The organism is Streptomyces spinosus (genome assembly GCF_020400655.1).
In the GTDB taxonomy this organism is placed as follows: Bacteria; Actinomycetota; Actinomycetes; order Streptomycetales; family Streptomycetaceae; genus Streptomyces; species Streptomyces argyrophylli.
On the sequence record NZ_JAINRC010000030.1, the window covers coordinates 38424 to 52894 of the forward strand.

General features: G+C 71.0%; 14 protein-coding genes and 1 pseudogene. 10 read left to right on the plus strand and 5 right to left on the minus strand.

The features are described from left to right. The first annotated feature begins 601 nt into the window (after nucleotides 1–601). The 5 genes from LG395_RS38070 (at nucleotide 602) to LG395_RS38090 (ending at nucleotide 4617) form a co-directional block, all read left to right on the plus strand. A complete protein-coding gene (locus tag LG395_RS38070; RefSeq protein ID WP_225813715.1) occupies nucleotides 602–1279 on the plus strand; it encodes a lytic polysaccharide monooxygenase auxiliary activity family 9 protein in 678 nt (225 codons plus the stop codon). A 242-nt stretch (nucleotides 1280–1521) separates the two neighbouring features. Then, entirely contained in the window at nucleotides 1522–2694 is a 1173-nt protein-coding gene (locus LG395_RS38075; protein ID WP_225813716.1) for a cellulose-binding domain-containing protein, read from the plus strand. Between the two features lie 614 nt (nucleotides 2695–3308). Further along, nucleotides 3309–3695 (plus strand): hypothetical protein, encoded by a 387-nt coding sequence (locus LG395_RS38080; RefSeq protein WP_225813717.1) that lies wholly within the window; start codon nucleotides 3309–3311, stop codon nucleotides 3693–3695. A gap of 85 nt (nucleotides 3696–3780) precedes the next feature. Beyond that, nucleotides 3781–4245: a helix-turn-helix domain-containing protein gene (locus LG395_RS38085; RefSeq protein WP_225813719.1), complete on the plus strand. Its 465-nt coding sequence runs from the start codon at nucleotides 3781–3783 to the stop codon at nucleotides 4243–4245. 39 nt (nucleotides 4246–4284) lie between these two features. Beyond that, nucleotides 4285–4617, plus strand: coding sequence for a DUF2690 domain-containing protein (locus tag LG395_RS38090; protein ID WP_225813721.1), 333 nt, complete (start codon nucleotides 4285–4287; stop codon nucleotides 4615–4617). On the opposite strand, the gene LG395_RS38095 is transcribed toward LG395_RS38090, so the two are convergent. Further along, nucleotides 4611–5132, minus strand: a complete 522-nt coding sequence (locus LG395_RS38095; protein ID WP_225813723.1) for a peptidoglycan-binding domain-containing protein — start codon at nucleotides 5130–5132, stop codon at nucleotides 4611–4613. The genes LG395_RS38090 and LG395_RS38095 overlap by 7 nt on opposite strands. A gap of 168 nt (nucleotides 5133–5300) precedes the next feature. On the opposite strand from LG395_RS38095, the gene LG395_RS38100 reads away from it, so the two are divergent. Continuing rightward, the gene (locus tag LG395_RS38100) at nucleotides 5301–6161 is read left to right on the plus strand and encodes a helix-turn-helix domain-containing protein (protein ID WP_308071484.1); all 861 of its coding nucleotides are present in this window, start codon (nucleotides 5301–5303) and stop codon (nucleotides 6159–6161) included. Nucleotides 6162–6716: 555 nt separating this feature from the next. On the opposite strand, the gene LG395_RS38105 is transcribed toward LG395_RS38100, so the two are convergent. The 3 genes from LG395_RS38105 to LG395_RS38115 all read right to left on the minus strand — a co-directional run bounded on the left by LG395_RS38105 (nucleotide 6717) and on the right by LG395_RS38115 (nucleotide 9318). Continuing rightward, nucleotides 6717–7103, minus strand: a complete 387-nt coding sequence (locus LG395_RS38105; protein ID WP_225813728.1) for a hypothetical protein — start codon at nucleotides 7101–7103, stop codon at nucleotides 6717–6719. A 461-nt stretch (nucleotides 7104–7564) separates the two neighbouring features. After that, nucleotides 7565–7789, minus strand: a complete 225-nt coding sequence (locus LG395_RS38110; RefSeq protein ID WP_308071482.1) for a hypothetical protein — start codon at nucleotides 7787–7789, stop codon at nucleotides 7565–7567. A gap of 194 nt (nucleotides 7790–7983) precedes the next feature. Beyond that, nucleotides 7984–9318 carry an alpha/beta hydrolase gene (locus LG395_RS38115; RefSeq protein WP_225813736.1) on the minus strand — a complete coding sequence of 445 codons (1335 nt, stop codon included), beginning with the start codon at nucleotides 9316–9318 and terminating at the stop codon, nucleotides 7984–7986. A gap of 68 nt (nucleotides 9319–9386) precedes the next feature. Between LG395_RS38115 and LG395_RS38120 the strand changes: the two genes are divergently transcribed. Together LG395_RS38120 and LG395_RS38125 are read left to right on the plus strand one after the other, a co-directional pair. Beyond that, nucleotides 9387–10004 (plus strand): TetR/AcrR family transcriptional regulator, encoded by a 618-nt coding sequence (locus LG395_RS38120; protein ID WP_225813737.1) that lies wholly within the window; start codon nucleotides 9387–9389, stop codon nucleotides 10002–10004. Between the two features lie 215 nt (nucleotides 10005–10219). Further along, nucleotides 10220–10369 (plus strand): annotated as a pseudogene (locus LG395_RS38125) (IS5/IS1182 family transposase); the annotation flags it as partial. Between the two features lie 598 nt (nucleotides 10370–10967). Here the strand turns inward: LG395_RS38125 and LG395_RS38130 are convergent. Then, nucleotides 10968–11507 (minus strand): GNAT family N-acetyltransferase, encoded by a 540-nt coding sequence (locus LG395_RS38130; protein WP_225813739.1) that lies wholly within the window; start codon nucleotides 11505–11507, stop codon nucleotides 10968–10970. 491 nt (nucleotides 11508–11998) lie between these two features. On the opposite strand from LG395_RS38130, the gene LG395_RS38135 reads away from it, so the two are divergent. Both LG395_RS38135 and LG395_RS38140 read left to right on the plus strand, forming a co-directional pair. Beyond that, a complete protein-coding gene (locus LG395_RS38135; RefSeq protein ID WP_225813798.1) occupies nucleotides 11999–12868 on the plus strand; it encodes an alpha/beta fold hydrolase in 870 nt (289 codons plus the stop codon). A 491-nt stretch (nucleotides 12869–13359) separates the two neighbouring features. Beyond that, the gene (locus LG395_RS38140) at nucleotides 13360–14211 is read left to right on the plus strand and encodes an NAD(P)H-binding protein (RefSeq protein ID WP_225813742.1); all 852 of its coding nucleotides are present in this window, start codon (nucleotides 13360–13362) and stop codon (nucleotides 14209–14211) included. Nucleotides 14212–14471: the final 260 nt, after the last annotated feature.

Here is a 14471-nt window from a genome sequence, read left to right on the forward strand (position 1 = left end):
CGCCCGACTGCTCTCCAGGCTAGTCCCCGCCCCAGCACCCCGCTCGTCACGCGCCGTGGCGCCACGCCCGGCGAGGAGACCCCGGTGCCTTCACGCCATCCGACGCGCTGTCCGCCACGGAGCATGACCCATGCCCGCCACCACTGCCGCGCACCGCCCGGGAGGGCCGGGGCCTCGGGGCTCCTCGCACGAAAGGCGTCGCGACCTGGCCCTCTCCAGCCAGGACGAGCGGCACCGCCGGGGTCTTCCGCGTCTCGTCCCCCTGCGAACGGGAGAACGACGCGGCTTCTCCCGGCCACCGGTAGGTCCCGGCCGAAAGAGGGCCTCGATCCCGCGGGCGCCTCCGGACTCGCCCGTGTGCTCGAGGACTGTGCGCCGCACGTCACGCCCTCGTCGGGGCCGGTACGGCCATGCTCCGACCGGTAACGTGCCGGGACGGTTTTCCCACGGGGTTCCGCGTCCCCCGGCTTTGGCGGAAACAAGCTGTTGCCGCCCCGACGCGCGCCCAGCAGCCTGGAAGGCGCGGGAGCGCTCCCACGTCCCGCGCCCCCCACGACCCCCCAACGAAACGACACCCAACCCCCACAGGAAGAACCCCGTCATGCATTGTCATGAGCATGCACAACGTACGGCCGGCCGTCGCGTGACGCTCGTCCTGAGCACCCTCGTCGCGGTCCTGGTCAGCCTGATCACCTGGGGCGGCGGCACCGCCTCCGCGCACGGTTCGGTGATCGACCCCGCCTCCCGCAACTACGGCTGCTGGCAGCGTTGGGGCAGCGACTTCCAGAACCCGGCCATGGCGCAGCAGGACCCCATGTGCTGGCAGGCGTGGCAGGCCAACCCCAACGCCATGTGGAACTGGAACGGCCTGTACCGCAACGGTTCCGCCGGTAACTTCCAGGCCGTCATCCCCGACGGGCAGCTGTGCAGCGGCGGCCACACCGAGAGTGGCCGCTACGACTCCCTGGACACCGTCGGCCCCTGGAAGACCACGGACATCGGCGCCAACTTCACCGTGCACCTGTACGACCAGGCCAGCCATGGCGCGGACTACTTCCTCGTCTACGTCACCCGGCAGGGCTTCGACCCCACCACCCAGCCGCTGACCTGGAAGGACCTGCAACTGGTCGCCCGCACGGGGAAGTACGCGCCCAGCCAGAACTACTCGATCCCCGTGAGCACGTCCGGCTACAGCGGCCGCCACGTCGTCTACACGATCTGGCAGGCGTCGCACATGGACCAGACGTACTTCCTGTGCAGTGACGTGAACTTCCGCTGACCCGGGCGTCACCGGTTCGCCCCACCCGATCGGACCCGGCCCGGCCAGACCGGGCCGGGTCCGCCGCCGCCCGGGCCCGCCAGCGACGGGGCCCGCCCAGCGACCGGCCCCGCCGACCGGACCCCCCGACCGGCGGCATGCACTCTCAGGCGGTTCGGGAGCGCTCCCAATCGATCGATCGGGTGCCGGCCCCCGCCTCCCTCCCCTTCCCCTCCCCCTTCCCCCCTCCTCCGGAGACGTACATGCCCTCTCAGCCCGCGCGATGCCCTCGATGGGTGCGCACCCCCTGGGCGGTGGCCGCGGCGATCCTCGCGCCGGTGGTGTCCCTCCTCGTCGCGGTGCCCGCCAGCGGCAGCAGCACCGGCACCGCCGCCGGTTGCCGGGTCGACTACTCCGTCAACAAGTGGTCCGGCGGCTACACCGCGCAGATACGCGTCACCAACCTGGGTGCCGCACTGAGCGCCTGGCGGCTCACCTGGACCTACGGCGGTGACCAGCACGTCACCTCCGCGTGGAACGCCACCGTCACCCAGACGGGCCGCTCCGTGACCGCGGTCGGCACGGACTGGAACGCCGCTCTGCCCAGCGGCGCCGGCACCGAGTTCGGCCTGCAGGGGACCTGGCAGTCCGCCGACCCCGCGCCCACCGACTTCAGTCTCAACGGCGTGCCCTGCGGAGACGACGGCACCACACCGCCCACCACCCCTCCCCCCACCCAGCCACCCGCCGACTGCGGCAACGCCGTGCTGTGCAGCGGCTTCGAGGACCAGACCGGCCCCTCCCCGTCCGGTGACTGGCGCTTCACCGCGCCGGACTGCCAGGGCTCGGGCACGGCCGCCGTCGACACGGCTGTCGCCCACGGCGGCACCAGGTCACTGCGGGTGGACGGGCGCGCCGGTTACTGCAACCACGCCTTCGTCGCCGCCACCACCGACCTGTCGTCGGTCGGCCCGGTGCTGTACGTCCGCCTGTGGGTCCGGCACGTCAGCGCGCTGCCCTCCTCCCACGTCACCTTCGTGTCGATGCCGGACACCTCCCAGGGCGGCCGGGCGCTCCGGGTCGGCGGTCAGAACGGCGCGCTCCAGTGGAACCGGGAGGGCGACGACGCCACGCTTCCCGCCCAGAGTCCGGCCGGGGTGGCGCTGAGCAGGCCGCTGCCGACGGGGAGCTGGCAGTGCCTGCGGTTCGCCGTGGACACCTCCGCGCCCAAGCTGGACACCTGGCTGGGCGACGAACAGGTGCCCGGACTGCACGTCGACGGCGTACCGACGCAGGACGTCGACCAGCAGTGGCTCTCCCGCACCACCCCGCCCCGGCCGACCGCCCTGCGGCTGGGCTGGGAGAGCTACGGAACCGGCGACGACACCCTGTGGTTTGACGACGTGGCCGTCGGCTCGTCGCCGATCGGCTGCTGAGTCAGGCGCCGGGCGTCGTGTCCCTCTGACGCGGGACGACCAGGACGGCGCCGCCAACCACGACCAGGTCGATGGCCACCCCCGCCGTCTCGGGGGTGGTCAACCCCCGGCCTGACCTCCTGACGCGGTGTCTCATGCCGAAAGCCCCGCCTCTGACGGTTCGTCAGAGGCGGGGCTTTCCCGTTGGAGCGCCGGGCAGGCCTTGCACCTGCATTTCCCCGCAGGAAGCGGGGCGTCTTTCCTTGGACCACCGACGCGTTGAGCTCTGTCCGCTTGTGGCGGCGGGCTCAAGATCACTCTACCCCATTGCGCGGGGCGTTCGGTTCCGCGGCGGAACTCTCCGTGCCGTCGGCGGCGATGCCGCGGATCTTCCACTGGAGGACGGTCGCGCCGACCACCAGAGCACTGCGCGCGCAGAGAGGGCACGCTTCCTCCGGGTGGCAGGCTGGTGGCACGGCGGTGCCACGCACCGTCGGCAGGGGCCGCGACCCTGTGCCGTCCCACCCGGGTGACCTGTGAAGACACCGGGCGCAACGGTGATACGCGAGACGGCTGGCACGGCGGGCCGAAAAACCTCTTCTGCCTCCCGCGCCCTGTGTGTTGGCCTGAGGACCATGAGACGTGGGACGAGGGTGATGACGACGGCCGTGGCCGGCTTGTTCGCCGCCGCCGCTGTGGCGGCGGCGCCACCGTCCGCGGCACGGGCCGGCAACGGCTGTGCCGAGCTGGACGTCTGCTTCTACAAGACGGCGGACGACTGGGCACAGGGGCGGCCGACGGGTTCCTACCGGGGGGTGACACGGTTCCCGCAGGAGCTGGGACCGGACGCCTACGGCGCCTACGCGGTCTACAGCGGCCTCAACGAGGAGAGGGCGATCCTGCACATGACCACTGCGGGCGACGGCCGCTCGTACGGCGTCTGCCTGGCCCCCTCCGAGCAGCGGGTGCTCCAGCCGGACACCGTGAGCACGGTCTACATCGACGGCAAGGCGGGCTGCTGAGGGTGGGCTCCGGTGCGTCCGCGCGAGGGGACGGATTCCGGCCGCCCGGCCCCGCCGGACGCCGGACGTGACCCTGCGAAGACCCATGCCCGGGGACCTTCCGGAAGCGCACCGGCGGCTGTTGGAGGAGCTGCGGCGGCTCAAGGGCCGCCACGGCTGGACCTTCGCCCAGCTCGCCCGGAAGACGGGCTACAGCGCGACCTCCTGGTACCGCTACCTGTCCGGCCGGACGATGCCGCCGTGGGAGGCCGTGGACGCCCTCGGACGTCTCGCCGCACAGGAGAACGGCCGGCTCCGGGCACTGTGGGAGGTGGCCGCGGCCCGGGAACAGGAGCCGGGACCGGCGCGGCTTCCGGACCGGGGCGAGGAGGCCGCACCGGTCGGCGCGGCCCCTCGTCGGCGATCCCGGACCACCATGCTCGGCGCTCTGCTGGGGACGGCGCTGCTGCTGGCCTCGTCGCTGGCTCTGCTGAGTCCCTGGGACGGCGCTGGTCGCACGGCGTCCCGTGACCTGTCCCCTCAGGGGGCGCCGTCCGGTGAGCCCGAGTGACCCTGGCCGCTGCCCGCCGCGACCGGGACGGCACCCGGCGTGCCCTGTCGCGGCGACGGCTGCCGGGGCCGGGACCCCTACCGGCTCGGCTGCGACCGGGGCGGTGTGCCGGTGCACGCGCTCAGCGCCGGGCACCACACGCTCACGCTCTGGTACAGCCCGCTCTGCCGTGCCGTGTGGGCCGAGGTGGTTCCCGGCGCCGGCACTTCACGGCTCACCGTCTCCACCGACAGCCGGGCGACGAGCGCGCCCGCCGGTGAGGCGCGCACCGGCATGCTGGGCGCGACGCCCGGCCGGGCCAGGGGGAGCGTGAACCTGCCCGGCCGTCAACTCGGTGTCGGCGCCCGCACCTCCTGGGTGGTGGATCAATGACCGCCCCGGCAGACGTGCAACGTGGTCGTGTCGGTACGCAGCGGGCGGAAACGCCCTTCGTCGTACACCTCGTAGACACCCGCGCCGGTACGGCGCAGAGGCAGGGCGTACCGCTCGCCGGCGTACACCGTCCACGGCTGCCGGTAAATCAGCCTCGTGCCCGCGAAGCCGAAGGTCTGGGCCCCGGCGACCCCGTCCGCGACCAGGCCGTGGTTGCTCTGCCAGACACGCGTGGCCTCACGGGTACGGGCGTCGTAGCGGCAGGTGACCAAAGCCCGGGGAAGATAACCGTCCGCCCACAGCACGGACTGCCACAGGCCGACGAGATCACTGCGCGGATGCCCGCGGGCGTCGAGCAGTCCCTCGTCCCGCCAGTCGTCGCCGAGGGCGCCGCGGCCGGAGACGTACGACGCCGTCGGCCGGTCGGCGGCACTCGCCGGCACGGACGCCAGGAGGGCCGATACGGCCAGGACGAGCGCCACGCGCAGCAGATGCGGTCCTCCGGCGACCTCCATGTCCCGCCCCTACCCGGCGGCGAGAAATGGCAAGCCATGCACTTCTGCGGCGAGAACCGGTGACCGTACCGTCGGCTCGGCGTGCAGTGCGCGGCGGACAGGGCGGGACGGGCGATGGGGAAGTGGCGGGAGCTACCGCACGAGCTGGAACCTGATGTGCGGGCCTTGGTGGACCGACTGCGGGAGATGAAGGACGACAGCGGACAGAGCCTCGCGGCGCTGGCCGGGAGGACGCCGTACAGCAAGTCGGCCTGGGAACGGTACCTCAACGGCAGGAAGCTGCCGCCCCGGGAAGCCGTCGAGGCGCTGGGCCGGCTGACGGGCCGCGACATCGCACCCCTGACAGCCCTGTGGGAACTGGCGGAGCAGGCGTGGAACCGGCCGCGCCCGCCCGGCCCGGAAGCGGATCCCGGCGGACAGCCGGCGGCCGAGGCGGTGGAGCCGCCCGCCCGGCCCGCGCGCCGGAGGTCACCGGGCGCACGGCTGGCCGGTCTCCTCGTCGTCTCGGCCGCGGTGGCCGTCGGAGCGGCGGCCATCCCGGCCGCAGGCGGTCACGACGCCGGCCCGCACCGGAAACCCGGCACCACGGAGACATCGACGACCGCAGCGGAAGCCGATGTGGACACGCAGTGCTTCGCGGACGGCTGCGCCGGCCTCGACCCGAAGGACACCGGGTGTGCGGGTGACGCCTGGACCTCGGCCCTGGCCCGGGTGGGCCGGGTGTACGTCGAACTGCGCTACAGCAACGCGTGCCGGGCCGCCTGGGGCCGCATCAGCTGGGGTCGTCCCGGCGACGTGGCGGAGGTGGTCCCGGCGCGCGGCAGGTCCCTGCGGGAGCGGGTGCACTACGACACCGACGTGTACACCGCCATGATCCCCGCGTCCGACCCCTCCCGGGCGAAGGCCTGCACGCAACTGACCTCCGGCCGCCACGGCTGCACTCGGCCGGGCGGGCAACGGCACCTGCTGGAGCCCCCCGAGCCGTCGGCACCCGCCCCGCCCCGCCGGACCCCCGCCCACTCCGGCTGAGCGGACCGAACGGACACGTGCCGCCGTGAAGGCGCGCTCCGGGTGATGAGAGGGCCGGATGGCGGCGTGTACCGGAGACAGCCCGGATGAGGCGGACGCGAACACCTCACCCGCCCACTGCCGAGGCGGGCGCGGGCGCAGCCGGTCCCGACCAGGGCGGCCTTCACGGCCTTGAACCTGTGGCAGGCTCGGGCAGCCCTGCTCGGAGGCGGACAGCAGTCCGTCCCCACGGTGTGCCGTGGGGACGACTCGGCAGGCTCTGGGACAGGGAGAATGCAACCGTGTCCCAGGCCGGCTGCTCGGGCGACGGCCGGGTCGACAGCGCCCTCCAGCCGGGCGAAGGTGACCGCTCGGCCCACGATGGCGGCACTCTCGACCGCGGGTGGCCGGACCGATGAAACGGCCGGCGGGCCTGGGTCCCGACAGGATGACCGGCGTCCCTGACCCCTGGCGATCCGGGATCACCACACCGCTGCGCGGCGGGTGGACACGGTCAGCGACGCGGTCCCCTCCCTCGGCCGGCCGAGGGAGGGCCGGGGAGGGGACCTCCGGGGATCAGGCCGTGTCGTAGTGCCAGTCCCCGCAGTCGAAGATCTCGCCGGTACTCGCGTGCCCGAAGCAGGCTATGTAGGCGACGTCGACACCCTCACCGATCGAGTAGTTCTTCGTCACCGGGCTTCCGCTGTAGCCGTTGGAGTTCCAGACCCAGCCCTCGTCGTGCCAGGAACCGTTGTAGTAGTACTGAAGGTCCCCGACGGTCGACTTTCCGTCCGAGGCGTAGTCGTGCACGGTGAAGTACTCGCCGTCGGACGTGAAGTTCACCTCCGAGGCACAGGTCGTCGCGCACACCGATCCGCTCGCCAACGCCGGTCCGGCGGTGATCAGCGTGGCCGCCGTGGCCAGACCGAGCGTGCCGAGGACCATGCCTGCCCTCGTCCGCATTCCCTTCCCCATTGCTTCCCCCTCCTGTCGAGGTCCGTCTGCTGACGGGAGCCACCATGCGCGCCGATCCGGCTACCGCGACACAGGCTTTCGCCAGGTGGCGACTTCGTGGGACGTCCCAGCTTGTGAGCTGCGAAGACGCATGTCTCACCGACGGCCGTGCGGGACGACGCCCGTCGATGACACCCGCGATCCCCGGCCGATCACGCCGGCTTCGCCCTCCCGGCGGGCGTAACGCGGCTCCACCTCCTCAGGCACGGTGCCGTCGTACTCGCCGCAGCACCCACCCAGGCAGGGAGCGCGCTCGACTGCCGGTGCCGGCGCTGTACGTCTGACCGGCTGGCCGGCCAGCCCTCGCGACCCGGACTACCGGCGTGCCAAGGCCGGGCCGCCGGCTCGGTAACCCGCTGAGGGAGCCGGCATCCGGCTCGTTCACCCGCACCCGTCAGGTCCGCGGGCGATCACTTACCAGCGGCTCGTCCGCTGGTGTGGGCCTGTAGCGGCGTGATCGCCAGGCCGTGTCCGTACTCACGGGCCATGTCCATGGGGGTGGGGCCGGGTGGGTCTGCGAGTTCCGGATCAGCCCCGAAGGCCGGCAACACGGCCGTGGTGCGCACCGTCAACGGCTGACCGCTCTGCAGGGAAGCATCACCCTCCACGTCGATCGCGTGCGTCAGCAGGGTCACGTCGCCGAAGACCTCGTCGGGATCACCACCAGCAGGCCGGCGACCGGGCCAGGGCCTCGGTGTCCGCCTGCTCGACCGTTTCATGCGCGGGTGTCCTTTTCCGGACCACGAGGTCGTCCTTGGCTGTGCCTGGCTCGGGGCCGGGTCGGCTTCGAGGGCTCGCCGGCCGTTGCCGGTGACGGGCCTCAACGTCTTCATTTGTGATCGCGCAGGAAGGCAGGGATCTCGTCGCGGGTCGGGTAGTTCGGCAGGGGGGCCGGCTTGTCCCGAAGGAACGCGGTGATGACGGCGGCGGCTCGGTCGTTGTTGTCGTCCAGGCCGTTCCACATGTGGTGTCCGACTCCGGGCATGTACTGCGTGCGCTGGATGGCGGGGTCATTGGCAAGGACGGCGGTCTCCCATTGACGGATCTGGGAGGAGCATTCGGCGATCATCAGCATCGCGGGGGTCCGGGACTGCCTCAGTTGTGAGGCGATGGAGGGTGAGTCCTTGACCGTCTGCTGGATGCGGAGGCTGGCGGCGGGGCTGAAGGAGAAGTTCTGTGCGGTGTCCTCGGCGGGGATGCGGTGCGCGTCACGGGCGCAGTACGCGGATGCGGTGTCGCTGCCGAGGTCCGCGGCGGTGAAGGCGTTGTCGCCTTCGGCCTGTCCGATCAGTCCGGTGCCGGGGCTGAGGAGTCCGAGTCGCATGAGGCCGAATGCCACGGCGTACCGGGGGACGTGTGTCGATCGCGGTCCGGTCCGGGCCGGCGCGAGTCCGCGTGCGGATTTTCGGCCCTTGTGCCCCGTGATGTGTGCGGAGGGGCCGTCCATGGGGCCGGGCTCGGCGATGATCGCCCGGTGCAGGCGTGCGGCGACGCTCGGGTCGGTCAGGGCTCGGGTGAGCACGGCCCCGCCCGAGGAGAAGCCGAGGATGTCGACCTTGCCTTTGTTCAGGCGGTCGATGAAGGCGGCAAGGTCGCTGACCGGCCTGGAGATCGTGTACTGGCCCATGGGGAGCAGATCGCTGCGTCCGCCGCCGGCCTGTTCGTAGGCGTAGACGTCGTAGCCCTGGCGGGCCAGGAGTTGCAGGAACCGGTGGTCGAGTACCGAGATGCCACGGACCGGTCCGCCGTTGAGGTACACGAGCGGGATGGGATGCCGGGGGCTGGGGTGCGCGGGCGGGTAGTGGTACACCGCGACCCGGCTGCCCGTGCTCAGGCTCCAGTGCTGCGTGGTCACGAAGGGCAGCGCGGGCGGGTACCGCCGGGCCGTCGGCACGGTCGGGATGCAGACCGATGCCGTCAGCGCCGCCGCGACAGCCACCGGCAGGAACGGCACGAGCCGCGCCGGCCACGTGCGGCGCCGACTCCGCCACGTCGCGAGGACAGCCCCGACTCCAAGGGTCGTCAACCATGCGGCGAGCCCCGAGCCTGCCCCGTCTGTGAGGGTGATCAGCGCGAGAAAGACGACGACCAGCATCACGACGGCGGCCAGGGCCAGCAGTAAGCGTCCGGTGAAGCGGACGAGACGTATGGCGGATGTGGGCATAGCGGACCTCCAACAGTTTCAGAACGTCGTTTCAAAACGACGTTACCAAAGAGGGTAGGCTGCTGACCGTGGGTAGGCCGAGAACAAACGACGAGGCCGTCAAAGAGCGGCTTGTGGAGTGCGCGACCGAGATGCTCGCCAGCCGTCCGCGGGAGTCGCTCACGGTCCGCGCCGTGGCCGCCGCTGCCGAGGCGTCGACGACGGCGGTGTATTCCTTGTTCGGTGGTAAGGACGGACTGATCGGTGCGGTGCGCGACAGAGCTGTCGCCGGCCTGTTCCAGGACCTGTCGGCGGCGCAGACCTCCGCGGACCCTCTCGCCGACCTCTACGCCCTGGCCGTCGCCTATCGTCGTTGGGGGCGCGGACACAGCCACCTGTACACGGTGCTGTTCGGTGGTGTGCAGTCCTTCGACCCGTCGGGGGAGGTCGGTGCCGTTGACCCGATCCGTCCGCTCCTCGCGGCGATCGATCGCGCGTTGGCGGTGTCTGTCCTCGCCGGCGACGCGACGGCGATCGCCCTGTCTATCTGGGCCACCCTGCACGGGCTCGTGACTCTTGAACTGGCTGGGGCTCTCGACGCCGCCACGGCCGAGGCCGCATTCCGATCGGCGATTCACGCCACGTTGCGCGGGTGGGCGACCCCGGCGGTGTTCCGCAGCCTTCGCGAAACCGAACTCGCTCCCTGACAGGATCAGGGCCGGTCATCCGGGCCTGCCCGGTCCTGGCGCGGGCGGGGTGCGTGGTCGGTGAAGACAGGCATGCCAAGGTCGATCAGCCGTGGCCGACCATCGGTTGGAGATCGCTTCAGGCTGTTGAGCTTGGCCATCGCAGCGTCGAAACTGACCTGGAGTCCCTCGACCTCGCCGAGCCAGCCGTTGGCGCGGGACTCGCGGATGCGTTCGAGGCTTACAAGCAGCGCAACGCCGTCGAACGGTGCATCAACCGACTCAAGCGGTGGCGCGGCCTGGCCATGCGAACCGACAAGCTCGCCATCGTCTACCAGGCAGCACTCCACCTCGCCGCCATCCTCATCTGGGCCCGGGTCGCGTAATTGGAGAGGCACACCCTCAGGCCAGCGTGACAACATGCGGCAATGGCTTTCCGACACCCCGACGGCGACTACACGATCACCGCGATGTACTCCGTGCCCGATGACGCCTGGTACTTGGAACTGGACCTTGCCAGGCACGGGAGGTGCAGATCTCTTCGTCGACCTGGTGCATGAACCAGCGCATGACCTCAGGGGAACTTCCCCGATGCGGCTGAGGCCTGAACTCGTTGAGATCATTTACCAAATCCGTCAGGAGCACATGGGCGCCGTAGACGATGACACCTTCCCTCATGTCCTGGCGGAGGTGCGTGCCACGGTCCTCGAGGCAGACCTCCCTGCTGTTCTAGAGGCCGCCTTCGGGCGGAATCCTGACGGCACCACCATGGACCATCCGCAAGCGCCCCGGCCAGCGGATAGTCAAGGAGACAGGGCCTAGGCCGACTGGGGGCCGCACCGTGGCCCGGCGAGTCGCTCGGTAGTCCGGTCGACACCTCAGTGCTGCTCACCACGACATCCAACCGCCCCCATCCCACGCCCGCCAGCGACTACCTACGCGATCAGTCACCATCGGGGGTCAGTCACCAGTGGGCATGGAAGCTCAGTCGTGCGGCGTGAGTGGGGACCGCAGGCCGAGCCACTGCTCGGCGCCCCAGGCGTGGAACCGCTCCACCTTGGTGAAACCCAGCTTCGCTGCGAGGCGCATCGAGGCGACGTTGGCGGTCTGGGTGTGGAGCACTACCGGCTCGCCGGGAAGGGCGCCGTCGAACCAGTCGAGTGCCGCTGTGCAGGCCTCGGTGGCATACCCGGATCCCCAGGCGTGCGGCAGGAACAGGTAGCCGAGATCCACCTTCCCCGCAGCAGCGGGGCGACCGTCCTCCGGTGCTCTCCGGAGCAGGATCTGGCCGATCATCGCCCCGTCGAGTTCGACGACGAAACTGCCGGGCCGCCGCCCGGGCACCTCGGGCATCTCGCGCTCCAGCTCGTCACGCGGCCGGGGACCGCCAAGGTAGGTGTGCACCTCCGGCGAGGCGTACAGATCGATGAACGCCGCTCGGTCCCGGGCATCGGGTTCACGGAGCACGAGACGCTCGGTCTTGATCGGGGAAGGCGGCCAGACGACGGGTCCCAGTTCACTCATACCGGCCAACCAATCAGCAGGCCCGGCGACGATCAAGGTTCGCGGACCGATCAAGCCAACAACCCGAGCTTCGCCTGCACCGCCGGGCTGTGCCGGCCCGATCCGATCCACCCGCCAGTCACCAGGCATCGCCGAACCACCGTCCCGCTGGCCCGCACACCGGACCCGCTGCCCCGCCGGCACAGGACCACGGCCTTCGTACTGCGGGCCGAGGCTGCCGTTCGGCCGCAGGCTGCCGTTCGGCCGCCTCAGGCTGCCGTTCGGCCGCGACTGAGCGCCCCCGCCACCTCGCTGACACCGCTGGCGAATAGGGCAGTTGTGTCCACGGGACCTACGGGGGCATGAGGAAGGCTGTGCCGGTCGGCACTCGTCGGTGAACGGGGCCGGCTTGCGCAGCCTGTTGGCCCGGCGCTCCTTGGGTGCGAGTACGGGGTTGTCCTGGGCCGATAGGTGCCGTGGCGGTGCGTCAGGGAGTGCGGGAGGTGCGGGCCTTGTTCGAGGGCTTTGAGACCAGGCGGGTTCAGGTCGGTGAAGCGTCGATTTTCGTTCGCTACGGCGGGGAAGGGCCGCCGGTGGTGCTGCTGCACGGCCACCCTCGGACATCTGCGACCTGGCATCGCGTCGCCCCGCTCCTCGTCCGACAAGGTTTCACGGTGGTCTGTCCTGATCTGCGGGGGTACGGCCGGTCCACCGGTCCCGCGCCCACCGCGGACCACGCGGGATTCTCCAAGCGGGCTGTCGCTGGTGACGTGGTGGAGGTGATGCGCTCCCTCGGCCATACCCGGTTCGCGCTAGCCGGGCACGACCGCGGAGGCAGTGTCGCGCTGCGTCTTGCACTCGATCATCCCGACGCGGTCTCGCGGCTGGCGCTGATCGACTGTCTGCCCCTCACGGAGCACTTGTCCCGCATCACGACGGAGTTCGCCACGCAGTGGTGGCACTGGTTCTTCTTCGCCCAGCCGGACATTCCCGAGCGGGTCATCAACGCCGATCCGGACAGCTGGTACCGCGGTGACCCCCAGAGCATGGGGCAGGAGAACTATGACGAGTGGCGCGCGGCCACGAGAAACCCCGACGTGGTGCGGGCGATGCTGGAGGACTACCGGGCCGGTCTCACCATCGACCGGCGGCACGAGGAGGACGACCGCGCGGCCGGGACACGGATCCAGTGCCCGGCACTGATCCTCTGGTCGCTCCGGGACGACCTCGAGGACCTGTACGGGGACCCGGTGAAGATCTGGCGGCAGTGGGCACCGGACGTACGCGGCTACGGCATCGACTCCGGGCATCACGTGGCCGAAGAGGCTCCTGAAGCACTCGCCTCTTCCCTTGCGGACTTCCTCGCCGGACGACCTCGGTGAGAAACCTCCGGGCCGCCTCCCGCAGGGCACCGTAGGGAAGTTGGATCCGCAGCGCCGACGCCGACCAGTGGCGCCAGGAAGTGCGAAAGATCCTCCAAGGACTCGAAAGACCCACTGATCACCAACCGTGACCGCTTCACGGAAAGCGAGCCAGAACCGCCCAACGGGAACAGGCTGCCGTTCGGTTCGGCGTGACTCTCGGCGCAGTGTGTGATCGCCGTCGTCGCGTGTGCCGAAGGCGCTGCCGGCCATCACCCGGCGCATGCGCGGCCAGACGGCTGCTCGGCGGCGCACACCGACCGAAGCAGGGTTCGGTCGGTGTGCGCAGCACGCCCCGCATCGCCCTGTTCCACACCATCCAGCGCAGCCCGGCGTGGTCAAAGGCACGCCGTGCAAAAGGCTTTGACGCATGACCGGTTGTTCACCCATGGTGAGCCCGGTATCCGGGTCGGCCGGACCCCGGTCACCGTGACGCAGTAAGGAAAACGTGGATGATCGTCATATCAGCCGCTTCAGGCGCTTTCGGTCGGCTGGTCATTGATCAGTTGCTGACCCGATGCCCGCCTGCTCGCGTCGTAGCGGCGGTGCGTGATCCCGGTAAAGCCACGGATCTCGCCGCTCGCGGAATCCAGGTCCGCGTGGGTGATTACAACGTGCCGGCCACGCTGAGCGACGCGTTCGAGGGAGCCGACCGATTGCTGCTGATCTCCTCTCCGGAACTGCACCCCACCCGTCGCGCGGAACAGCACCGAGCGGCCATCGACGCGGCCCGCTCGGCCGGCGTCGGCTCGATCGTCTACACCAGCTTCCTTGGCGCCGACACCCAGGCCGACGGCGTGACCGCAGCACACCACACCACCGAGCGCATCCTGGCCGCGAGCGGTCTGCCCCATCTGGTGCTGCGTCACCCCTTCTACAGTGAGGCGTTCCTCAACGAGAGCCTGCGCACCGCCGTCGCCTCGGGGCAACTCGTCGACGGCACCGGTGGACGTGGCCTCAACACCGCCCTGCGCGCCGATCTCGCCGAGGCCGCCGCCCGCGTCCTCACCGAAGACGCCCATCTCGGCCGTGCCTACGACTTCACCGGCAGCCTGTGGACCTACAGCCAACTCGCCGACGCCCTCAGCCGCGTCTCCGGCAGGTCCGTCGTCACCCGGGACCGGCTCGACCGCGCATCCGGTGCCCAGGGCTGGCTCGAGGACCAGGTCCGGGCCGGCGCACTGGAACGGCAGACCGACGACCTCCAGAACGTTCTCGGACGTCCCACCACCACCCTCGACCAGGCCGTCAAAGCGATCATCACCCGCCCCGCCCTTCCAGGCGCCGGCCCCGCGCCGGAGTAACCGCTGGTGACGATGTGGCGGCGCCAACTCCTGCCGTCGACCCCCGTCTCCTACCGGGCCGGGCGCCCGCAGATCCTGTCGCCACCGTCCGTCCGTACCCGCCGCCAGCATCTGCTCCTGCGCGCCCGTGCCGCCTGCCCCGCCGCTGCCCTCCCTGTGCCCCGGGCCGGCGAGCTGCCGGCAAGCCGACCGCGCCGCGCCCCGGCACCCGGCCCGAGCCACCGCGCCCCTCCTGGTCCGCTGCCGGGCCTGCTGCCCGG